Raw genomic sequence first — 20984 nt, 5'->3', positions numbered from 1 at the left:
TATGGGCGATGTATTGCGCGTCGCGCTGGTGGCTGGCGAAGCCTCTGGCGATATTCTCGGCGCTGGTCTGATGCAGGCGCTGAAAGCCCGTCATACGCATGTCGAGTTCATCGGTGTCGGCGGCCCGCTGATGCAGGCCGAAGGGCTGAATTCGTATTTCCCGATGGAGCGTCTGGCGGTGATGGGCCTGGTCGAGGTGCTCGGCCGCTTGCCCGAGTTGCTGGCGCGGCGTAAGCGCCTGATCCGCACTCTGATCGCCGCCAAACCGGATGTGTTCATTGGCATCGATGCACCGGACTTCAACCTGAATGTCGAACTCACGCTGCGCCGTGCGGGGATCAAGACGGTGCACTACGTCAGCCCTTCGGTCTGGGCGTGGCGCCAGAAACGGGTGCTGAAGATTCGCCAAGCCTGCGACCTGATGCTGACGCTGTTCCCTTTCGAGGCGCAGTTCTACGACGCACACAAAGTGCCGGTTCGTTTCGTCGGGCATCCACTGGCCGACGCGATTCCCGTGCAGGCGGATCGTAGGGCGGCGCGCGCGGTTCTGGATTTGCCGCTGGACAGCCCGGTCGTCGCCTTGATGCCCGGTAGCCGGGGGGGTGAAGTGGCGCGCCTGGGTGGCTTGTTTCTCGATGCCGCCGTGCGCTTGCGGACCCTGCGCCCAGGCATCCGTTTCGTCTTGCCGTGCGCCAGCCCGGAGCGGCGTGAGCAGCTGGAGCAGTTGTTGGTGGGGCGTGATTTGCCGTTGACCCTGCTCGACGGGCGCTCCCACGATGCACTGGCGGCCTGTGACGCGGTGCTTATCGCGTCCGGCACCGCCACGCTGGAGGCCTTGCTGTACAAGCGGCCGATGGTGGTGGCCTATAAGGTCGCGCCGCTGACTTATCGTATTCTCAAGCGCCTGGTGACCAGCCCTTATATTTCCTTGCCCAACCTGTTGGCTGAGCGGTTGTTGGTGCCCGAGTTGATTCAGGATGCCGCCACGCCGGAGGCCTTGGCTCAGTTATTGGCGCCGCTGCTTACGGGGGGCGAAGTGCAAACCGAAGGGTTCGATGTGATTCACCGTGCCCTGCGTCGCGATGCTTCTGCCCAGGCGGCAGAGGCGGTGCTCAAGTTGACGGAGCAGGGCTGATGCAGTTGGGACTGGATTTCAGCCTGGTGCAGGAGCTGGTGGCAGGGGTCGATGAGGTCGGCCGTGGTCCGCTCTGTGGCGCCGTGGTGACCGCCGCAGTGATTCTCGATCCGCAGCGGCCGATTCTCGGCTTGAATGACTCGAAGAAACTCAGCGAAGCGCGTCGCGACGCACTCTTCGATGAGATTCGTGAGAAGGCCCTGGCCTGGTGCATTGCCCGGGCCGAGGTGGAGGAGATCGACCGTCTGAATATTCTCCACGCCACCATGCTGGCGATGCAGCGCGCGGTCGAGGGCTTGAGCATCACGCCCAAGCTGGCGTTGATCGACGGCAATCGCTGCCCCCGTCTGCAGGTGCCGAGCGCCGCTGTCGTCAAAGGCGACAGCCAGGTGCCGGCGATCGCCGCCGCGTCGATCCTGGCCAAAGTCAGTCGCGACCGCGAAATGCGCGTGCTGGATGCGCAATACCCCGGCTATGGCATCGCCGGACACAAAGGCTACCCCACGGCGGTGCATCTGGAAGCCCTGCAGCGTCTGGGGCCAACGCCGATTCACCGGCGTTCGTTCGCACCCGTGCGCAAGTTGCTTGAGTGCTAACGCGCTGAACAAGGTTGTCTGACTGAGCGTTTCAGTCGTCCCCTCGTACGCCGGCCCCCCCACTTAGTAAAGGACCGCGCTGTCTCCACCTTTTTCGCATAGCGCTGGGTGGCGAAGGCGTGCAGATCATCTTCGACCTTTATCCGGGGGCAAACGCTATGCGGTTACGCCTTGAGCTGATGTTTCGCCCAAGGCCCGGTACAATCCGGGCCTTGTCGTTTTTGTGTTTTGTATAGGACTGCCATGACCGCCTCGTTCGTCCACCTGCGTCTGCATACCGAGTACTCCCTGGTCGATGGTCTGGTTCGGGTCAAGCCCTTGATCAAGGCCGTTGCCGGTGCGGGCATGCCTGCGGTGGCGGTTACCGATCAGAGCAACATGTGCTCGCTGGTGAAGTTCTATAAGGCGGCGATGGGCGGCGGGATCAAGCCGATCTGTGGCGCCGATATCTGGATGGCCAGTGACGCGGAAGATGGCCCGCTGAGTCGCATGACCCTGTTGGCGATGAATACCCTGGGCTATCGCAACCTCACCGAGTTGGTCTCGCGCGGCTGGACCGAGGGGCAGAGCAACGACCTGGTGATTATCCGGCGTGACTGGGTCAAGGGCGCCGCCGAAGGACTGATCGCCCTATCCGGGTCCAAGGAGGGCGAGATCGGTCATGCCTTGCTCAATGGCGACCTGGCCGATGCCGAGGCGCTGCTGCGTGAGTGGTTGGCGGTGTTCCCGGAGCGTTTCTATCTGGAGCTGCAGCGCACCAGTCGGATCAACGATGAAGAACATGTGCACGCCGCCGCGGCGTTAGCCGAGCGTGTCGGCGCCCCGTTGGTGGCGACCAACGATGTGCGCTTTATCAAGCAGGGCGATTACGAGGCTCACGAAACCCGGGTGTGCATCGGTGAGGGGCGCTCGCTGGATGACCCGCGGCGTGTGCGTGGTTACTCCGATCAGCAGTACTTGAAGACCCCGGAAGAGATGTGGGAGTTGTTCAGCGACTTGCCGGAAGCGCTGGAAAACACCGTGGAGATCGCCAAGCGCTGCAATATCGAGGTGCAGTTGGGCAAATACTTCCTGCCCGACTTCCCGGTGCCGGCCGGCATGACCATGGACGAGTACTTCCGCAAGGTCTCCTTCGATGGTCTGGATGAGCGCCTGGAGGTGTTGCTGCCCAAGGACACCCCGGACTACGAGGCGAAGAAACAGGTCTATATCGACCGCTTGAATTTCGAGCTGGATATCATCATCCAGATGGGCTTTCCCGGTTACTTCCTCATCGTCATGGACTTTATCCAGTGGGCCAAGAGCAATGGCGTGCCGGTGGGCCCTGGCCGAGGCTCGGGTGCCGGCTCGTTGGTGGCCTATGTTCAGAAGATCACCGACCTCGACCCGCTGGCCTATGACCTGCTGTTCGAGCGCTTCCTCAATCCCGAGCGGGTGTCGATGCCCGACTTCGACGTCGACTTCTGCATGGATGGCCGCGACCGGGTGATCGATTACGTGGCCGAGAAATACGGACGTAATGCGGTGAGCCAGATCATCACCTTCGGCACCATGGCGGCCAAGGCGGTGGTGCGCGACGTGGCGCGGGCGCAGGGCAAGTCCTATGGCCTGGCGGACCGTCTGTCGAAGATGATTCCCTTCGAGGTCGGCATGACCCTGGAGAAAGCCTACGAGATGGAGGAGCCGCTGCGCGACTTCCTCAAGGTCGACGAGGAGGCGGCGGAAATCTGGGACATGTCGCTCAAGCTCGAAGGCATTACCCGCGGCACCGGCAAGCACGCCGGTGGCGTGGTGATCGCACCGACCAAATTGACCGACTTCTCGCCAATTGCCTGTGATGACGAGGGCGGCAGCCTGGTCACCCAGTTCGACAAGGATGATGTGGAATCGGCCGGCCTGGTCAAGTTCGACTTCCTCGGCCTGCGCACCCTGACCATCATCAAGTGGGCGATGGAGACCATCAACCGCGAGCAGGCCAAGCAAGGCCTGCCCGACCTGAACATCGATTTTATCCCGCTGGATGACAAGCCGACTTTCGCGATGCTGCAGAAGGCCGAGACCACGGCAGTGTTCCAGCTCGAGTCGCGCGGCATGAAGGAGCTGATCAAGAAGCTCAAGCCCGACTGCCTGGAAGACATGATCGCCCTGGTGGCGCTGTTCCGTCCGGGGCCGCTGCAATCCGGCATGGTGGATGACTTCATCAACCGTAAACACGGCCGCGAACCGATTTCCTACCCGCACCAGGACTATCAGTATCCGGGTCTGGAGCCGGTGCTCAAGCCCACCTACGGCATTATCCTGTACCAGGAACAGGTGATGCAGATCGCCCAGGTCATGGCCGGCTACACCCTGGGCGGTGCGGACATGCTGCGTCGCGCCATGGGTAAGAAGAAGCCCGAGGAGATGGCCAAGCAGCGCGGCGGCTTTATCGAAGGCTGCGCCAATAACAACATCGATGCAGACCTGGCCGGTAACATCTTCGACCTGGTGGAAAAGTTCGCCGGCTACGGTTTCAACAAGTCGCACTCGGCCGCCTATGGCCTGCTGTCTTATCAGACGGCCTGGCTCAAGGCCCATCACTCTGCCGCTTTCATGGCCGCGGTGTTGTCGGCGGATATGCACAACACCGACAAGGTGGTGACCCTGATCGAGGAGTGCCGCAGCATGAAGCTGCGCCTCGATGCGCCGGACGTGAATACCTCGGAGTTCAAGTTCACGGTCAATGACGACGGTCGAATCGTCTATGGTTTGGGCGCGATCAAGGGCGTGGGCGAAGGTCCGGTCGAGGCCATTGTCGAGTCGCGTCGCGATGGTCCGTTCAAGGACCTGTTCGATTTCTGCTCGCGGATCGACCTTAAACGCATCAACAAACGCACCCTCGAGGCGCTGGTCCGGGGTGGCGCGCTGGATCGCCTGGGGCCGTATTTTCATGACGAGATCAAGGCCTACCAGGCCAACATCGACCGTAACCGTGCGGTGCTGCTCGCCTCGATGGAGGAGGCCGTGCAAGCGGCCGAGCAGACGGCGCGCAGCCATGACAGTGGCCATATGGACCTGTTCGGTGGGGTGTTTGCCGATGCCGAGACGGATGTCTATGCCAGCCACCGCCATGCTCGCGAACTGTCGCTGAAAGAACGCCTGAAGGGCGAGAAGGACACCCTGGGTCTGTACCTGACCGGTCACCCGATCGATGAGTACGAGGGCGAAGTGCGACGTTTCGCACGCCAGCGGATCATCGACCTGAAACCGGCGCGCGATAGCCAGACTGTCGCCGGCCTGATCATCAATCTGCGGGTGATGAAGAACAAGAAGGGTGACAAGATGGGCTTCATCACCCTGGATGACCGCTCAGGGCGGATCGAAGCCTCGTTGTTCGCCGATGCCTTCAATAGCGCCCAGGCCTTGCTGCAAACCGATGCCCTGGTGGTGGTCGAAGGCGAAGTGAGCAACGACGATTTTTCCGGTGGCTTGCGCCTGCGCGCCAAGCGCGTGATGAGCCTGGAGGAAGCCCGCACCGGATTGGCCGACAGCCTGCGCCTGAAGGTCGCCAGTGCTGCATTGAAGGGCGACCGCCTGCGTTGGTTGGCTGAGTTGTGCGGTCGTCATCGTGGCGCCTGCCCGGTCACCCTGGATTACACGGGTGACGATGCGCGGGCCTTGTTGCAGTTTGGCGAGGGGTGGAAAATCGAACCGGCCGACAGCTTGATTCAGGCATTGCGTGACCAGTTCGGGCGAGACAACGTCTTCCTGCACTACCGCTGATTTGTGGGGCTTAGGCCTCGCACCTTGGCAGCGACACTAGTTAGGCTTTGTACGAAAACCTGTGTTTGGATGCTTTTTGGACAAACCCTGGTGTCGACCTGAATGTGCCTGATCCTATAAGGTAGGGCGCCAAACGGATACAGCTCCCCGGCCACTTGGCCGTCGACGCAAGACGGATGCCTATGAACCCGAATTATCTCGATTTCGAACAGCCGATCGCCGACCTGCAAGCCAAGATCGAAGAGCTTCGCCTGGTCGGCAATGACAATTCGCTGAATATCAGCGACGAGATCGCTCGCCTGCAGGACAAGAACAGCACCCTGACCGAAAGTATTTTCGGCAACCTGAACAGCTGGCAGATCGCCAAGCTGGCCCGTCACCCACGGCGCCCCTACACATTGGACTACCTGCAGCACATCTTTACCGAGTTCGATGAGTTGCATGGCGATCGGCATTTCTCCGACGACCCGGCGATTGTCGGCGGTGTGGCGCGTCTGGACGGTGAGCCGGTGATGGTTATCGGTCATCAGAAGGGCCGCGAGGTGCGTGAGAAGGTCCGTCGCAATTTCGGCATGCCACGCCCAGAGGGCTACCGCAAGGCCTGTCGTTTGATGGAAATGGCCGAGCGCTTCAAGATGCCACTCCTGACCTTTATCGATACGCCGGGTGCCTACCCAGGGATCGACGCCGAGGAGCGTGGGCAGAGCGAGGCCATTGCCTGGAACCTGCGGGTGATGGCTCGCTTGAAGATCCCGGTGATTGCCACGGTGATTGGCGAAGGGGGGTCCGGTGGTGCCTTGGCCATTGGTGTGTGTGACCGCTTGAACATGCTGCAGTACGCCACCTATGCAGTGATTTCCCCGGAAGGCTGTGCATCTATTTTGTGGAAGACCGCAGACAAGGCACCGGATGCCGCCGAGGCCATGGGCATTACCGCCGAGCGGCTAAAAGGCCTGGGCATTGTCGACAAGGTGATTGCCGAGCCGTTGGGTGGCGCCCATCGCGACCCGGCCGCCGCCGCCGAATCGATCCGTCAGGAACTGGCAGCGCAGCTGAAAACCTTGAAAACGCTGGACACGACCGAGCTGTTGGCGCGCCGTTACGAGCGTTTGATGAGCTACGGCGTCGCCTAAATGAGTCTGCAGGCCAGGGTGCTGGAAAATCTGGCGCCCTGGCGCGATGCGCCAGCCTGGCGCATCGCCCTGTCTGGTGGCCTCGATTCCACCGTGTTGTTGCATCTATTGGCCAGCCTCGGGCAAACCGAGGCGTTGCCGCCACTCTCCGCTATTCATATCCATCATGGCTTGCAAGCCTCGGCTGATGCCTGGCCTGCGCACTGTCAGGGTGTGTGTGATGCGCTTGGTGTGCCGTTGCTCATCCAGTCTGTTCAGGTACGGCCGGGTGCGAGTCTTGAGCGCGCCGCGCGGGATGCGCGTTACGCGGCGTTCAAGGCTGTGCTGGGTGCGGGTGAGGTGCTGCTCGCTGCGCAGCATCGCGATGATCAGGCGGAAACCCTGTTGTTTCGTCTGCTACGCGGTGCCGGCGTGACGGGTCTCGCGGCAGTGCCGCCGAGTCGGCCGCTCGGTGCGGGCCACTTGCTGCGGCCTTTGCTCAGCTGTTCCCGAGCCGAATTGCAGGCTTACGCCGTCGAGCACCAGTTGTTGTGGGTGGAGGACCCGTCGAATCTCGATAACCGCTTCTCACGCAATTATCTGCGTCACCAGGTGATGCCGGTACTGGCTACGCGCTGGCCGCAGGTTGCCGCCAACATGACGCGAACCGCAGGGCACCTGAGCGAGGCCGCGCAGCTGCTCGACGAGCTGGCGCAGCAGGATCTGCAGTCGGCGCGGACACCATGCGCCTTTCACTGGTTGAATCTGCAGAGCCTGGCTTTGGCGCCTTTGCGCGACTTGAGTGAGGCGCGTCAGCGCAACGCCTTGCGTTACTGGTTGCGCGATTTGACCTTGATGCCGGATACCGAGCACTGGGCTGGCTGGCGGAGTCTGCGTGATGCCGCCAGCGATACGGCTCCGGTCTGGCGTCTGGCGACAGGGGCGGTGCACCGAGCCGACCAGCGGTTGTGGTGGTTGGCGGGCGAGTGGCTGCAGGCGCCCGCTGCGCCAGAGACTCCGCTGCGGGCGCAGCAAACGCTGAACTTGCCGGGCAATGGCAGTGCGTACATTGATGGTCAGTTGCCCGCCGGTGAATGGCGTCTGGCCTATCGCCAGGGCGGCGAGCTGCTGAATCTGCCGGGGCGCGGTCATCGCGATCTGAAGCGTCTGCTCAATGAGCGGCAGGTGCCGGTTTTCGCTCGAGGTCGCCTGCCGTTGCTGTTGTGCAGTGACGAGGTGCGCGCCGTGGCCAACCTGAGGGGATTGGACGGGCCAACCGATGGCCAGTGGCGGCTCAGTTGGCGGCCGCCGACCTGTGATCAAGGTTTGAGCTGAAAAGGCCTTTCCGGTAGACTACGCTCCCGTCTTATTAGAGCTTTTGTAGATTCCTTTTCGTCTTGAGAATTCGTCTTGAGAATTGGAGTCGGCAACCGCTTGCCAGTTACGGCGCTGATCGTAATTGGGGGCTCCGGCCTTCCTTCGCTTTCCCCGGCGGCGCAAACCGCTTAAACGCAGACTTCTAGGGTTTTTCATGACGCGCTACATCTTCGTCACGGGTGGTGTTGTTTCTTCATTGGGGAAAGGCATCGCTTCGGCTTCATTGGCGGCTATCCTGGAGGCGCGGGGCCTGAAGGTCACGATGCTCAAGCTGGATCCCTATATCAACGTCGATCCGGGCACCATGAGCCCGTTCCAGCACGGTGAGGTGTTCGTCACCCACGACGGCGCTGAGACCGACCTCGACCTGGGCCACTACGAGCGGTTCATCCGCACGACCATGACCCAGAACAACAACTTCACCACCGGTCGCGTCTATGAAGACGTGCTGCGCCGCGAGCGCCGGGGTGATTACCTGGGCGCGACCATTCAGGTCATCCCGCACATCACCGATGAGATCAAGCGCCGCATCATCAAGGGCGCCGGCGATGCTGACGTGGCGATGGTCGAGATCGGCGGCACGGTGGGTGACATCGAGTCACAGCCGTTCCTCGAAGCGATTCGCCAGTTGCGCGTCGAAGTGGGCGCCAAGCGTGCCATGCTGATGCACCTGACCCTGGTACCGTACATCGCCACCGCTGGCGAGACCAAGACCAAGCCAACCCAGCATTCGGTCAAGGAACTGCGTTCCATCGGCTTGCAGCCGGACGTGCTGATCTGCCGCTCCGACCATCCGGTGGATGTGTCTTCGCGGCGCAAGATCGCCCTGTTCACCAACGTTGAAGAGCGTGCGGTGATTTCCCTGGAAGACGTCGACACCATCTACAAGATTCCGGGCGTGTTGCATGCCCAGGGCCTGGATGACTTTGTCGTCGAGCGTTTCGGCCTGGAGTGCGGCGGGGCCGACCTGTCCGAGTGGGATCGGGTGGTCGATGCCAAGCTCAATCCGGAACAAGAAGTCACCATCGCCATGGTGGGCAAATACATGGAGCTGCTGGATGCCTACAAGTCACTGATCGAAGCGATGAGTCATGCCGGTATCCAGAATCGCACCAAGGTCAATCTGCGTTATATCGACTCCGAAGACATCGAGAACAAGGGCGTTAGCCTGCTCGAGGGCGCCGATGCCATTCTGGTCCCTGGCGGCTTCGGCCTGCGGGGCGTGGAAGGCAAGATTCAGACCGTGCAATACGCCCGCGAAAACAAGATTCCCTACCTGGGCATCTGCCTCGGTATGCAGGTTGCCGTGATTGAGTTTGCCCGCAACGTGCTGGGCTGGACGGATGCCAACTCCACCGAGTTCGACACCACCAGCGAGCATCCGGTCGTGGGCTTGATCACCGAATGGCAGGACGCCACGGGCGTTACCGAACAGCGCACCAATGCTTCCGATCTGGGCGGCACCATGCGTCTCGGCGCTCAGGATTGCCAGTTGCAGGCCGACTCTAACGTGCACCAGTGTTATGGCAAGGATGTGATAGTCGAGCGCCACCGGCACCGCTACGAAGTGAACAACAACCTGCTGTCGCAGCTGACCGAGGCTGGCCTCAAGGTTACCGGTCGCTCTGGCGACGGCGCCCTGGTCGAAGTGGTGGAAGCGCCGGATCATCCCTGGTTCGTCGCCTGTCAGTTCCACCCCGAGTTCACCTCGACGCCGCGTGACGGTCACCCGCTGTTCAGTGGCTTCGTTAACGCCGCTCTGGTTCAGAAAGCGAAGAAGGCCTAAGGCATGGCGCAGAAAATCATCCGCGTTGGTGACATAGCGATCGCCAACGACAAGCCGTTCGTGCTGTTCGGCGGCATCAATGTCCTCGAGTCGCGCGATCTGGCGATGCGCGCCTGCGAAGAATACGTGCGAGTCACCGAGAAACTCGGGATTCCCTATGTGTTCAAGGCCAGCTTCGACAAGGCCAACCGCTCTTCGGTCAGCTCGTTCCGTGGCCCTGGTCTGGATGAGGGCCTGAAGATTTTCGAAGAGCTGAAGAAAACTTTCGGCGTGCCGCTGATCACCGATGTGCATGAGCCCCATCAGGCACAGCCGGTGGCGGATGTGTGCGACATCATCCAGTTGCCGGCCTTCCTCTCGCGGCAGACCGACTTGGTCGTGGCCATGGCCAAGACCGGTGCGGTGGTCAACATCAAGAAAGCCCAGTTCCTCGCCCCTCAGGAAATGAAGCACATCCTGGCCAAGTGCGTGGAGGCGGGTAACGATCAATTGATCCTCTGCGAGCGCGGAACCTCCTTCGGTTACAACAACCTGGTGGTGGACATGCTCGGCTTCGGCATCATGAAGCAGTTCGAGTACCCGGTATTCTTCGATGTCACCCATGCCCTGCAGATGCCGGGCGGGCGTGCCGACTCCGCCGCCGGGCGTCGTGCCCAGGTCACCGACTTGGCCAAGGCCGGCATGAGCCAGGGCTTGGCCGGACTGTTCCTGGAAGCGCACCCAGACCCGGACAGCGCCAAGTGCGACGGCCCTTGCGCCTTGCGTCTGGACAAGCTGGAGCCCTTCCTCACCCAACTCAAGCAGTTGGATGATCTGATCAAGAGTTTTCCGCCGATTGAGACTGCCTGAAACGGCCGTTCTCCGGTAAAGTGCGCTTTGTATACAATGTGACTAATTAGTCGGTACATGTTGTGCGCTGGAGTAGCCTCCCGCGCGCACTGCGCACTGAATGAGTGTGCATCTCGGTACTACCCTTTTCGTCAACTTTTTGGAGTGCTACACGCAATGGCAAAGATCGTCGACATCAAAGGCCGTGAGGTTCTCGATTCCCGTGGTAACCCGACTGTGGAAGCCGATGTGATTCTCGATGGCGGCATCATCGGCAGCGCTTGCGCGCCGTCCGGTGCATCCACCGGTTCGCGCGAAGCGCTGGAACTGCGTGATGGCGACAAGAGTCGTTACCTGGGCAAGGGCGTGCTGAAGGCCGTGGCCAATATCAATGGCCCTATTCGCGATCTGCTGTTGGGTAAAGATGCTGCTGACCAGCAAGCCTTGGATCAGGCGATGATCGCCCTTGACGGCACCGAAAACAAAGCCACCCTGGGTGCCAATGCCATTCTCGCGGTATCCCTGGCTGCTGCCAAGGCCGCTGCTCAGGCCAAAGGCGTGCCGCTGTACGCGCACATTGCCGACCTCAACGGCACCCCAGGCGTGTACTCCATGCCGGTACCGATGATGAACATCATCAACGGCGGTGAGCATGCCGATAACAACGTCGATATCCAAGAGTTCATGGTCCAGCCGGTTGGTGCCAAGACCTTCGCCGACGCGCTGCGCATGGGCACCGAGATTTTCCACCACCTCAAGGCTGTGCTGAAAGCACGCGGCTTGAGCACCTCCGTCGGTGACGAAGGTGGTTTTGCGCCGAACCTGGCCTCCAACGAAGACGCTCTGGCGGCTATCGCAGAGGCCGTGGCCAATGCCGGCTACAGCCTGGGTGACGACGTGACCCTGGCCCTGGACTGCGCATCGAGTGAGTTCTTCAGCGACGGCAAGTACGACCTGGCTGGCGAAGGCAAAGTCTTCGACGCTGCTGGTTTTGCCGATTACCTGGCCGGTCTGGCCGAGCGTTACCCGATCATCTCCATCGAAGATGGTATGGACGAATCCGACTGGGCTGGCTGGAAGGTGTTGACCGATAAAATCGGCAAAAAAGTTCAACTGGTCGGCGACGACTTGTTTGTAACCAATACCAAAATCCTCAAGCGCGGCATCGATGAGTCGATCGGCAACTCGATCCTGATCAAGTTCAACCAGATCGGCACCCTGACCGAGACCCTGGAAGCCATCCAGATGGCCAAGGCCGCAGGCTACACCGCGGTGATCTCGCACCGCTCGGGTGAAACCGAAGACAGCACCATTGCCGACCTGGCCGTGGGCACCGCCGCGGGTCAGATCAAGACCGGCTCGCTGTGCCGCTCCGACCGGGTGTCCAAGTACAACCAGTTGCTGCGCATCGAAGAGCAGTTGGCAGGCAAGGCGGCGTATCGCGGCCGCGCCGAGTTTCGTGGTTGATTGCAGGCGTGATAAAAGAAGGGCGGCGCGAGTCGCCCTTCTTTCGTTCGGATACTTTTGCCGTTATGCGTAATCCTTATTGGTTATTCGTTGTGCTCATTCTGCTGCTGGCTGGCTTGCAGTATCGCCTGTGGGTGGGCGACGGGAGCCTGGCCCAGGTGACCGAGCTAAGTCAGCAGATCGACAATCAGCAGGGCGAGAACGAGCGCCTACTGGAGCGTAATCGCATCCTCGAGGCGGAAGTCAGGGAGCTGAAAAAGGGCATGGAAACCGTTGAGGAGCGCGCCCGCCACGAGTTGGGCATGGTCAAAGAGGGCGAGACCCTCTATCAGTTGGCCGAGTGACTAAGTCCGTTCTGCCCGGTTTCTGGGTGGTGATTCCAGCGGCCGGTATCGGTGTGCGGATGCGCGCCGATCGGCCCAAGCAGTACCTGCAGGTAGCGGGGCGCTCGATTCTCGAGCATACCCTGAGCTGTTTTCTCGATCACCCACAACTCAAAGGCTTGATGGTCAGTGTGGCGACGGACGATCCGTTCTGGCCTGCGTTGCCCTGTGCCCGCGACTCTCGTATCGAGCGCGTCGCAGGAGGCTGCGAACGGGCTGATTCTGTGTTCAGCGGTTTGCTGCGCATGACGGAGTTAGGGGCGGGCGATTCAGACTGGGTGCTGGTGCATGACGCGGCTCGACCCAATCTGGCCCGTGAGGACCTGGACAAGCTGCTTGGCACCCTGGCCGAGGATTTGGTGGGGGGGCTGTTGGGCGTCCCGGTGCGCGATACGCTCAAGCGGGTGGGCGACGATGGGCGGGTGCTGCAAACCGTCGATCGGCAGACGATCTGGCAAGCCTACACGCCGCAGATGTTTCGTTTGGGGCCACTGCGCCAGGCCATGCAGGCGGCTTTGGCGGCGGACGTCAGGCTCACCGATGAGGCCTCGGCCATCGAGTGGATGGGCTTGGCGCCGCGCTTGGTCGAGGGGCGGGCGGACAATCTGAAGATCACCCATCCCGAAGACTTGCAGTGGTTGAGCCAACTCTGGCGCGATAGAACGCCCGATTAAGACTGTACCAGTTACGGTGTCAGGCGCTTGGGTGAGTTAAGGCAAGGCGGGAAGGTTGGGATTTGAAGGCCGCCGCGAACAGGTCGCGGCGGTTTCAAGTGGTCAGCGCAAAAGAAACATTGCACCGACCGGGGCCGGCGCAGTTACTCGATGTCCGAAAGCTCTTCCTCCGGGGCATGCACGTCGGTGAAGACTTGCTTGACGCGCGCTTCTCGCGCCTTGCCGATGACACGCTCGACGGCATGGCTGAGTTTTTCCGCTGCTCCCTCAAAGGCCAGGTGCAGCGATTCGGCATTGTGCGTCACGGAGATCGGCGCGCGCCCCTTGATCCGGGCTTCGGCTTGGCAGCGTTTATCCAGGGCGCCGTGTTTGTGCGCATTTTCATCGTTGAGGTGGACTTCGATTCGGGTCAGGTGCTCCTCGAAACGCTGGAGTTTGTGTTCGATATGGGTCCGTACTTTTACGGCCAGTGCTTCGGAGCCATCAATATGGTTGTCGCTGTTCACTAGAATTTGCATGGTGCTTTTCCTTGTGTATGGCGTCGTGACTCAGGCTCGCCTGACGAGAGCCTTGGGCTAAGAATCCTGCTTTGTGACAGTCCAGGTCAAGCAGGATTCTGTCTGTTTAGCCCCGCCCGTTTCGAGACAGGCCTGACCCTGGTTGCTATTCGTTACCTGGATAGATACGCCTGCTGCCCCGGCTGCTGGGGGGCTCTACGTTTGCTGGTCGCTGTTCTCTGTTACATCCTGTGGTTTTTCTTCAGGCATATTCGCGGCGCAGGGCCAGCCCCTGCTTGAGGCTGTCGATCAACTGGCGGACTTTCGGCAGCGGGTAGCGCCGCTGCGGATAGACCGCCCAGACCGCGCTGTCAGGCGGGCGGTTGTCCTCTAGCAGTGAAACCAGCACGCCTTGGCGCAGCGGCTCGAGCACGTAGTAGTCGGGTAGCTGGCATAATCCTAGGCCGTTGAGTGCGGCATCCAGCACCGCCTGGCCACTGTTACAGCGCCAGTTGCCGCTGGGTTTGAAGGGTTGTTCACGGCCCTGGACTTGCAACATCCAGGTGTCGCTGGTGCCTATCAGGCAATTGTGTTGGGCCAATTCCGACAGGGTGTGTGGTCGGCCGTAGCGCTGCAGATAACTCGGCGATGCGCAGAGGTAGAGCGCGCGAGGTGCGATGCGGGTGGCGACCAGGCTCGACTCGCTGAGGCGGCCGAGGCGAATGGCCAGGTCATAACCTTCCTGCACCAGGTCCAGGGGGCGGTTGGACAGCTCGATTTCGACCCGCAGTTGCGGGTGTTGCGCCATGAACTCGTTCACCAGCGGTACGATAAAGCGCTCGCCATAGGCCACGGCGGCGGTCATGCGCAGCAGGCCTTTTGGCGTGCCGTGCAGGTCGCTGACGGCGAGGAAGGCTTCCTCGCGCTCCTCGATCAGCCGCTGGCAGCGACTGAAGAAGGTTTGCCCGGCCTCGGTCAGTGAAACGCGGCGGGTGGTGCGGTAGAGCAGGCGCGCCTGCAGCCGCTCCTCCAAACGCGCCACTTGGCGGCTGACGTGGGAGGACGACACCCTTAGGCGTTCGGCCGCGCGCATAAAGCTGCCGCACTCGGCGACTGCGACAAATTCATCCAACCCCTGCCAGCCTTGCTCGCTCATCGATTATCCCAGCCCAGCAATAATGTTTTATCAATTGATTGATTATCCCTGTTGGTGCATGAAATACACTGAGTTTTTCCACTCCACGGAGAACCCAGAAATGATCAAGTCACGTGCCGCCGTTGCTTTCGCTGCCAATCAGCCGCTGCAAATCGTCGAAGTGGATGTCGAGCCGCCGAAGGCTGGTGAAGTGTTGGTGCGCATCGTCGCCACCGGCGTTTGCCATACCGATGCCTACACCCTGTCTGGTGAAGATTCGGAGGGCGTGTTTCCCTGCATTCTCGGCCATGAGGGCGGCGGTATCGTCGAGGCCGTGGGCGAAGGCGTCACCTCGCTGGTGGTTGGCGACCATGTGATCCCGCTGTACACCGCCGAGTGCCGGACCTGCAAATTCTGCACCTCGGGCAAGACCAACCTGTGCCAGGCGGTGCGCGCGACCCAGGGTAAGGGGCTGATGCCGGACGGCACCTCGCGCTTCTCCTACCAGGGCCAGCCGATCTACCACTACATGGGCTGCTCGACGTTTTCCGAGTACACCGTGCTGCCGGAAATCTCCCTGGCGAAAATTCCCAAGGACGCGCCGCTGGACAAGGTCTGCCTGCTAGGCTGCGGCGTCACCACCGGTATTGGTGCAGTGCTGAATACCGCCAAGGTCGAAGAAGGCGCCACCGTGGCGATTTTCGGTCTCGGCGGCATCGGCCTGGCGGCGATCATCGGCGCGAAGATGGCCAAGGCCTCGCGGATCATCGCTGTCGACATCAACCCGAGCAAGTTCGACATTGCCAAGCAACTGGGCGCCACCGATTTCGTCAACCCGAAGGAACACAGCAAGCCGATCCAGGAGGTCATAGTCGAGATGACCGACGGCGGCGTGGATTACTCCTTCGAGTGTGTTGGCAATGTGCAGTTGATGCGTGCGGCACTGGAGTGCTGCCACAAGGGTTGGGGCGAGTCGGTGATTATCGGTGTGGCCGGTGCGGGCCAGGAAATCTCCACGCGCCCGTTCCAGTTGGTGACGGGTCGCGTCTGGCGCGGTTCGGCCTTCGGTGGCGTGAAAGGCCGTACCGAGCTGCCGAACTATGTGGAAAAGGCGCAGAAGGGCGAGATTCCGCTGGATACCTTCATCACCCACAACATGCCGCTGGACGATATCAACCAGGCCTTCGACCTGATGCATGAAGGCAAGAGCATTCGTACGGTCATTCACTTCTAAGTCGCTTACGCCCCGCTTGATGCGGGGCGTTTTGCAGGGATGGAGTTCTCCGTCACTGCTAACTCCTGTTTGATGTGAGCTGAAAACATGACTCTTGAAAACCTCTCCTGTCAGAAAAGCTTCGGTGGCTGGCATAAGCGTTACCGTCATCGTTCGGACACGCTCAACTGCGACATGACGTTCGCCGTTTACCTGCCACCGCAGGCCGAACAGGGTGCCAAGCTACCGGTGCTCTACTGGTTGTCTGGCTTGACCTGCACCGATGAAAACTTCATGCAGAAGGCCGGCGCGCACAAGCTTGCCGCCGAGCTGGGGCTGATCATCGTTGCGCCGGACACCAGTCCGCGTGGTTCCGAGGTGCCGGGCGACCCGGACGGCGCCTGGGATTTCGGCCTGGGCGCCGGTTTCTACCTGAATGCCACCCAGGAGCCCTGGGCCAAGCATTACCGCATGCATGACTATGTCGTGCAGGAGTTGCCGGCGCTGATCGAGGCGAACTTCCCGGTTAGCGACAAGCGCGGCATCAGTGGTCATTCCATGGGCGGTCATGGCGCCTTGGTCTGTGCCTTGCGCAACCCGGGACGTTACCAGTCGCTGTCGGCCTTTGCGCCGATCACCAATCCGCTGAACTGTCCTTGGGGTGAAAAAGCCTTTTCCCGTTATCTGGGTGAAGATCGCTCACGCTGGCGTGAGTGGGATGCGTGCGCGCTGCTCAGTGAGGCCGCGGAGAAGTTGCCGATGCTGGTCGATCAGGGCGACCGCGATGACTTTCTCAGTAATCAGCTCAAGCCCGAGGCCTTGCAAGCTGCCGCGCTGGCGGCGGAGCACCCGCTAACCCTGCGTTTGCAGCCCGGCTACGACCACAGCTACTACTTTATCGCCAGCTTTATTGACGATCATCTTCGTCATCACGCCCAGGCCCTCAAATAACCCGGATGCAGTGTGGGCGAGGTTGGGCGTTCACGCTCGCGGATTTCATCCGGGCAACGGAACGCCTAGATGCTGCGAGTCCTGTAGAATCGGGCCCTGACTTTTTCAAGGCCCGACTTTGATATGACCGCTTCCATGCGTATTGGCCATGGCTACGACGTACACCGTTTTGGCGAGGGCGAGTTCATCACCCTCGGTGGCGTGCTGATTCCTCATCGATTCGGATTGATCGCTCATTCCGATGGCGATGTGCTGTTGCATGCCTTGAGTGACGCACTGCTCGGCGCCGCCGCGCTGGGCGATATCGGCCAGCACTTTCCCGACACCGACCCGCGCTTCAAGGGCGCCGACAGCCGTGTGCTGCTGCGCCATGTGCTCGGCCTGATTCAGGCCAAGGGCTGGAAGGTCGCTAATGTCGACGCCACTATCGTCGCCCAGGCGCCGAAGATGGCGCCGCATGTCCCGGCCATGCGCGAGCTGATTGCCGATGATCTGCAAGTCGCCCTGGAGCAGGTCAACGTCAAGGCTACCACCACCGAGAAGCTGGGCTTTACCGGACGCGAGGAAGGCATCGCGGTGCATGCCGTCGCGTTGTTGGTCAGCCTATGAATGAACTCGCACTGCTTGGCCCGCGTGCCTATGGCGAGGCCTGCGGCAGAGCGGTCCTCAAGGCCAGTGCGGAAGACTTTCAGGTCGATGAAGTACTGGATATCCCCCTGGCCGGTGAGGGCGAGCATCTCTGGTTGTGGGTGGAGAAGCGCGGCCTGAATACCGAAGAGGCGGCACGCCGCATCGCCCGTGCCGCGGGTGTGCCGCTGCGGATGATCAGCTATGCCGGATTGAAGGATCGCCAGGCGCTGACTCGGCAGTGGTTCAGCCTGCATTTACCGGGCAAGGCCGACCCCGAACTGGCGGCTGCAGAAGGGGCGGACCTTAAAGTGCTCAAGGTCGCCCGTCATCTGCGCAAACTCCAGCGCGGCGCTCATTCGGCCAATGGTTTTACCCTGCGCCTGACTCAGCTGGATGCCGACCGCGATGCCTTGCAACAGCGATTGCAACGCATCGTCGAGGAAGGCATCCCCAACTACTTTGGCTTGCAGCGTTTCGGTTACGAGGGTGGCAATGTCTTCGAGGCCCGCGTGTATGCCGAGCGCAAGGTCTTGCCTGAGCGGCGCAACCTGCGCTCGCGCCTGCTGTCGGCGGCGCGCAGCTATCTGTTCAATCGATTGCTGGCCGAGCGAGTCGCCGACGGTACCTGGAATCAGGCCCGGGTCGGCGACCTGCTGGCGTTTACCGACAGTCGCAGCTTCTTCATGGCCGGCGAGGCGGAGTGCAGCGATCCGCGACTGGCCATTCTCGACCTGCATCCGACCGGTCCGCTGTGGGGCGCCGGCGTTTCGCCCACGGGAGTTGCGGTGCAGCTTCAGGAGCAGGCCATCGCGCATCATGAGACGCCACTGGTCGAATGGTTGGTTGAAGCGGGCATGGCGCACGAACGACGCATACTGCGCCTCCCCATTGGCAGCCTGACGTGGCATTATCCCGAGCCTGACATTCTGCAACTGGAATTCGTCCTGCCGGCTGGATGCTTTGCCACCGTATTGGTGCGCGAACTCGTCGATCTGTTGCCGGCAGGGCAGACGGATAACCCATGCGTATTCTGATTTCTAACGATGACGGAGTGGCTGCACCGGGCCTCGCCGCGCTGCATGCTGCACTGGCCGATTATGCCGACTGCACGGTGATTGCTCCCGATCAGGATAGAAGCGGTGCCAGCAGTTCGCTGACCCTCGACCGTCCGCTGCACCCACAAACCTTAGCCAATGGCTTTATCAGCGTGAATGGCACGCCCACCGATTGCGTTCATCTGGGCTTGAACGGTCTGTTGCCGTATCCGACGGATCTGGTGGTATCGGGCATCAACCTGGGGGCCAATCTCGGCGATGACGTGCTGTATTCAGGCACCGTGGCCGCCGCCTTGGAGGGCCGTTTCCTGGCGCGCCCGGCGTTCGCCTTCTCCTTGCTGTCGCGCTCTGCAGAGAATTTACCGACTGCCGCTTATATCGCGCGCAAGTTAGTGGCGGCCCATGAGCGTCTCGATTTACCGCCGCGCACCGTGCTCAACGTCAATATTCCCAACCTGCCTCTGGAGCATATTCGCGGCATCCAGCTGACCCGCCTGGGGCACCGTGCGCGGGCCGCAGCGCCAGTCAAGGTGGTTAACCCACGGGGTAAAGAGGGATACTGGATTTCGGCCGCCGGCGATGCCGAGGACGGTGGCGAGGGGACGGACTTTCATGCGGTCATGCAGGGTTACGTCTCTATAACGCCGTTGCAGCTGGATCGTACCTTTCAGGATGGCTTCAGCAGTTTGCAGCCTTGGCTTGAGGGTTTGCTCTAATGAATCGCGAGCAAGATGAGCTGCACCGGCATGGTATCGGCATGACGTCGCAGCGTACCCGCGAGCGGCTGATTCAGCGCCTGTATGAAGAGGGGCTGTCGAACGCCCAGGTGCTGGAAGTGATTCGGCGGACCCCGCGACACCTGTTTGTCGATGAGGCCCTGGCGCACCGCGCCTATGAGGACACCGCGCTGCCGATCGGCAATAACCAGACCATCTCGCAGCCCTATATGGTGGCGCGGATGAGTGAGCTGCTGTTGGCAGCTGGGCCGCTGGATAAGGTGTTGGAGATCGGCACCGGCTCCGGCTACCAGACTGCAGTCCTGGCGCAACTGGTCGAGCGGGTGTTTACCGTCGAGCGTATTCAGGGCTTACAGGATCGCGCAAAAGAGCGTCTGGCCGAGCTCAGTCTGCGCAATGTGGTGTTTCGTTGGGGTGATGGCTGGGAAGGTTGGGCGGCACTGGCGCCGTACAACGGCATCATCGTGACCGCTGCCGCCGCCGAGGTGCCGCAGGCCCTGCTTGACCAGTTGGCGCCTGGGGGGCGTTTGGTGATTCCAGTCGGTGCCGGCGATGTGCAACAGCTGTTGCTCATCACGCGCGAAGAGCATGGATTCTCCAGGCACGTACTGGATTCGGTGCGTTTCGTGCCGTTGCTCAATGGGCCTTTGGCCTGATTTCTGTCTAGATGGGTCTATGAAAAACTACTTTTTGCTCTACGCCAAGGGCATCGCCATGGGCGCGGCCGACGTCGTTCCCGGTGTCTCCGGTGGCACCGTGGCCTTCATCACCGGTATTTACGATGAATTGCTGCGTTCGATAGCCAGCGTGCCTGCTGCGCTCGGTTTACTGCTGCGTGGCCGGGTTGCCGCCGCGTGGCAGGCAGCCAATGCCACGTTTTTGCTGGTTTTGCTGGCGGGTATTCTGACCAGCGTCATCAGTCTGGCGCGCTTGATCACTTATCTGTTGGTCCAGCAGCCTATTTTGGTCTGGTCGTTTTTCTTTGGCTTGGTCCTGATTTCTTCCCATATGGTGGCGCGGGAGATTCAGCGCAGGAACTGGAGTCGTGCTGTCAGCTTCGTTTGCGGCGTGGCCTTCGCTTACTGGATTACCGTGGCGTCACCGACGCAGTGGAGTAGCGACCCATTGAGCCTGTTCTTGGCGGGTGCAATTGCCATCTGCGCGATGATATTGCCCGGGATTTCCGGCAGTTTCATTCTGCTGTTATTGGGCCTGTATCCGGTTGTTCTCGGGGCAGTGAAAAGCCTGGATCTGGGCGTGCTGGTGTTGTTCGCCAGCGGTTGCTTGGTCGGTATCGTCAGCTTTGCCGGGGTATTGCGCTGGCTGCTGGTACGTTGGCGTGACTTGGCCCTGGCTTTTCTGACGGGCTTGATGCTGGGCTCGTTGAACAAGGTCTGGCCGTGGAAGGAAACCCTGACCTGGCGCACCGACAGCCACGGCCTGCAAGTGCCGCTGTCACAGGTCAATCTCTTGCCGGGACGCTTCGCCGAGATCAGTGGCCAGGATCCACAGTTAGTGTTGGCTCTCCTCTTGGCCTTGACCGGTGTGTTTCTGGTGCTCGGTTTGGAGTGGCTGGCCGGGCGCAACCAGCAAAGCGCTGGCTGCGTCGAATAATTCCGGCACAATACGCGCCAATACTTAGACGC

The 20984-nt window shown here is 61.1% G+C and carries 19 protein-coding genes; 17 read left to right on the top strand and 2 right to left on the bottom strand.

Annotated features, from left to right (window positions below; translation table 11 throughout):
* Position 1 precedes the first annotated feature (1 nt).
* The 10 genes from lpxB to ispD all read left to right on the top strand — a co-directional run bounded on the left by lpxB (position 2) and on the right by ispD (position 13120).
* Positions 2-1135, top strand: coding sequence for a lipid-A-disaccharide synthase (lpxB, locus tag FBY03_RS01850; RefSeq protein ID WP_147170488.1), 1134 nt, complete (start codon positions 2-4; stop codon positions 1133-1135).
* Positions 1135-1731 carry a ribonuclease HII gene (gene rnhB / locus FBY03_RS01845; protein ID WP_147170487.1) on the top strand — a complete coding sequence of 199 codons (597 nt, stop codon included), beginning with the start codon at positions 1135-1137 and terminating at the stop codon, positions 1729-1731. Before lpxB ends, rnhB begins: the two co-directional genes overlap by 1 nt.
* A gap of 243 nt (positions 1732-1974) precedes the next feature.
* Positions 1975-5493 carry a DNA polymerase III subunit alpha gene (dnaE, locus tag FBY03_RS01840; RefSeq protein ID WP_147170486.1) on the top strand — a complete coding sequence of 1173 codons (3519 nt, stop codon included), beginning with the start codon at positions 1975-1977 and terminating at the stop codon, positions 5491-5493.
* Between the two features lie 182 nt (positions 5494-5675).
* Positions 5676-6626 carry an acetyl-CoA carboxylase carboxyl transferase subunit alpha gene (gene accA, locus FBY03_RS01835; RefSeq protein WP_147170485.1) on the top strand — a complete coding sequence of 317 codons (951 nt, stop codon included), beginning with the start codon at positions 5676-5678 and terminating at the stop codon, positions 6624-6626.
* A complete protein-coding gene (gene tilS / locus FBY03_RS01830; protein ID WP_147170484.1) occupies positions 6627-7940 on the top strand; it encodes a tRNA lysidine(34) synthetase TilS in 1314 nt (437 codons plus the stop codon).
* A gap of 196 nt (positions 7941-8136) precedes the next feature.
* On the top strand, positions 8137-9768 hold the full coding sequence (locus tag FBY03_RS01825; RefSeq protein ID WP_147170483.1) for a CTP synthase: 1632 nt from the start codon (positions 8137-8139) through the stop codon (positions 9766-9768).
* Positions 9769-9771: 3 nt separating this feature from the next.
* Positions 9772-10617, top strand: coding sequence for a 3-deoxy-8-phosphooctulonate synthase (gene kdsA, locus FBY03_RS01820; protein WP_147170482.1), 846 nt, complete (start codon positions 9772-9774; stop codon positions 10615-10617).
* A gap of 156 nt (positions 10618-10773) precedes the next feature.
* On the top strand, positions 10774-12063 hold the full coding sequence (eno, locus tag FBY03_RS01815; protein WP_147170481.1) for a phosphopyruvate hydratase: 1290 nt from the start codon (positions 10774-10776) through the stop codon (positions 12061-12063).
* A 65-nt stretch (positions 12064-12128) separates the two neighbouring features.
* The gene (gene ftsB / locus FBY03_RS01810; RefSeq protein WP_025165223.1) at positions 12129-12407 is read left to right on the top strand and encodes a cell division protein FtsB; all 279 of its coding nucleotides are present in this window, start codon (positions 12129-12131) and stop codon (positions 12405-12407) included.
* Positions 12404-13120, top strand: a complete 717-nt coding sequence (gene ispD, locus FBY03_RS01805) for a 2-C-methyl-D-erythritol 4-phosphate cytidylyltransferase (RefSeq protein ID WP_256677827.1) — start codon at positions 12404-12406, stop codon at positions 13118-13120. The genes ftsB and ispD overlap by 4 nt, the downstream gene beginning before the upstream one ends.
* A 143-nt stretch (positions 13121-13263) precedes the next feature.
* Here the strand turns inward: ispD and FBY03_RS01800 are convergent, their stop codons facing one another.
* Entirely contained in the window at positions 13264-13638 is a 375-nt protein-coding gene (locus FBY03_RS01800; RefSeq protein WP_147170480.1) for an HPF/RaiA family ribosome-associated protein, read from the bottom strand.
* Between the two features lie 241 nt (positions 13639-13879).
* A complete protein-coding gene (locus tag FBY03_RS01795) occupies positions 13880-14773 on the bottom strand; it encodes a LysR family transcriptional regulator (RefSeq protein WP_147170479.1) in 894 nt (297 codons plus the stop codon).
* A gap of 100 nt (positions 14774-14873) precedes the next feature.
* Here FBY03_RS01795 and FBY03_RS01790 point away from each other — a divergent pair, with 100 nt between their 5' ends.
* The 7 genes from FBY03_RS01790 to FBY03_RS01760 all read left to right on the top strand — a co-directional run bounded on the left by FBY03_RS01790 (position 14874) and on the right by FBY03_RS01760 (position 20952).
* On the top strand, positions 14874-15986 hold the full coding sequence (locus FBY03_RS01790) for an S-(hydroxymethyl)glutathione dehydrogenase/class III alcohol dehydrogenase (protein ID WP_147170478.1): 1113 nt from the start codon (positions 14874-14876) through the stop codon (positions 15984-15986).
* A gap of 87 nt (positions 15987-16073) precedes the next feature.
* Positions 16074-16916 carry an S-formylglutathione hydrolase gene (gene fghA, locus FBY03_RS01785; RefSeq protein ID WP_147170477.1) on the top strand — a complete coding sequence of 281 codons (843 nt, stop codon included), beginning with the start codon at positions 16074-16076 and terminating at the stop codon, positions 16914-16916.
* Between the two features lie 135 nt (positions 16917-17051).
* Entirely contained in the window at positions 17052-17525 is a 474-nt protein-coding gene (gene ispF, locus FBY03_RS01780) for a 2-C-methyl-D-erythritol 2,4-cyclodiphosphate synthase (protein WP_147170476.1), read from the top strand.
* Positions 17522-18580 (top strand): tRNA pseudouridine(13) synthase TruD, encoded by a 1059-nt coding sequence (truD, locus tag FBY03_RS01775; protein WP_147170475.1) that lies wholly within the window; start codon positions 17522-17524, stop codon positions 18578-18580. Before ispF ends, truD begins: the two co-directional genes overlap by 4 nt.
* Positions 18568-19317, top strand: a complete 750-nt coding sequence (surE, locus tag FBY03_RS01770; protein ID WP_147170474.1) for a 5'/3'-nucleotidase SurE — start codon at positions 18568-18570, stop codon at positions 19315-19317. The genes truD and surE overlap by 13 nt, the downstream gene beginning before the upstream one ends.
* Positions 19318-19358: 41 nt before the next feature.
* Positions 19359-19994 carry a protein-L-isoaspartate(D-aspartate) O-methyltransferase gene (locus tag FBY03_RS01765; protein ID WP_178090535.1) on the top strand — a complete coding sequence of 212 codons (636 nt, stop codon included), beginning with the start codon at positions 19359-19361 and terminating at the stop codon, positions 19992-19994.
* Between the two features lie 19 nt (positions 19995-20013).
* Entirely contained in the window at positions 20014-20952 is a 939-nt protein-coding gene (locus FBY03_RS01760; protein ID WP_147170472.1) for a DUF368 domain-containing protein, read from the top strand.
* Positions 20953-20984 lie beyond the last annotated feature (32 nt).

The organism is Pseudomonas sp. SJZ079, assembly GCF_007993865.1.
GTDB lineage: Bacteria > Pseudomonadota > Gammaproteobacteria > Pseudomonadales > Pseudomonadaceae > Aquipseudomonas.
This window is presented reverse-complemented; position numbering and strand designations above follow the sequence as displayed.

Excerpts from the sequence above, each read along its gene's own strand:
- lpxB (WP_147170488.1), top strand. The coding sequence starts at position 2 with ATGGGCGATGTATTGCGCGTCGCGCTGGTGGCTGGCGAAGCCTCTGGC.
- rnhB (WP_147170487.1), top strand. The coding sequence starts at position 1,135 with ATGCAGTTGGGACTGGATTTCAGCCTGGTGCAGGAGCTGGTGGCAGGG.
- dnaE (WP_147170486.1), top strand. The coding sequence starts at position 1,975 with ATGACCGCCTCGTTCGTCCACCTGCGTCTGCATACCGAGTACTCCCTG.
- accA (WP_147170485.1), top strand. The coding sequence starts at position 5,676 with ATGAACCCGAATTATCTCGATTTCGAACAGCCGATCGCCGACCTGCAA.
- tilS (WP_147170484.1), top strand. The coding sequence starts at position 6,627 with ATGAGTCTGCAGGCCAGGGTGCTGGAAAATCTGGCGCCCTGGCGCGAT.
- FBY03_RS01825 (WP_147170483.1), top strand. The coding sequence starts at position 8,137 with ATGACGCGCTACATCTTCGTCACGGGTGGTGTTGTTTCTTCATTGGGG.
- kdsA (WP_147170482.1), top strand. The coding sequence starts at position 9,772 with ATGGCGCAGAAAATCATCCGCGTTGGTGACATAGCGATCGCCAACGAC.
- eno (WP_147170481.1), top strand. The coding sequence starts at position 10,774 with ATGGCAAAGATCGTCGACATCAAAGGCCGTGAGGTTCTCGATTCCCGT.
- ftsB (WP_025165223.1), top strand. The coding sequence starts at position 12,129 with ATGCGTAATCCTTATTGGTTATTCGTTGTGCTCATTCTGCTGCTGGCT.
- FBY03_RS01800 (WP_147170480.1), bottom strand. The coding sequence starts at position 13,638 with ATGCAAATTCTAGTGAACAGCGACAACCATATTGATGGCTCCGAAGCA.
- FBY03_RS01795 (WP_147170479.1), bottom strand. The coding sequence starts at position 14,773 with ATGAGCGAGCAAGGCTGGCAGGGGTTGGATGAATTTGTCGCAGTCGCC.
- FBY03_RS01790 (WP_147170478.1), top strand. The coding sequence starts at position 14,874 with ATGATCAAGTCACGTGCCGCCGTTGCTTTCGCTGCCAATCAGCCGCTG.
- fghA (WP_147170477.1), top strand. The coding sequence starts at position 16,074 with ATGACTCTTGAAAACCTCTCCTGTCAGAAAAGCTTCGGTGGCTGGCAT.
- ispF (WP_147170476.1), top strand. The coding sequence starts at position 17,052 with ATGCGTATTGGCCATGGCTACGACGTACACCGTTTTGGCGAGGGCGAG.
- truD (WP_147170475.1), top strand. The coding sequence starts at position 17,522 with ATGAATGAACTCGCACTGCTTGGCCCGCGTGCCTATGGCGAGGCCTGC.
- surE (WP_147170474.1), top strand. The coding sequence starts at position 18,568 with ATGCGTATTCTGATTTCTAACGATGACGGAGTGGCTGCACCGGGCCTC.
- FBY03_RS01765 (WP_178090535.1), top strand. The coding sequence starts at position 19,359 with ATGACGTCGCAGCGTACCCGCGAGCGGCTGATTCAGCGCCTGTATGAA.
- FBY03_RS01760 (WP_147170472.1), top strand. The coding sequence starts at position 20,014 with ATGAAAAACTACTTTTTGCTCTACGCCAAGGGCATCGCCATGGGCGCG.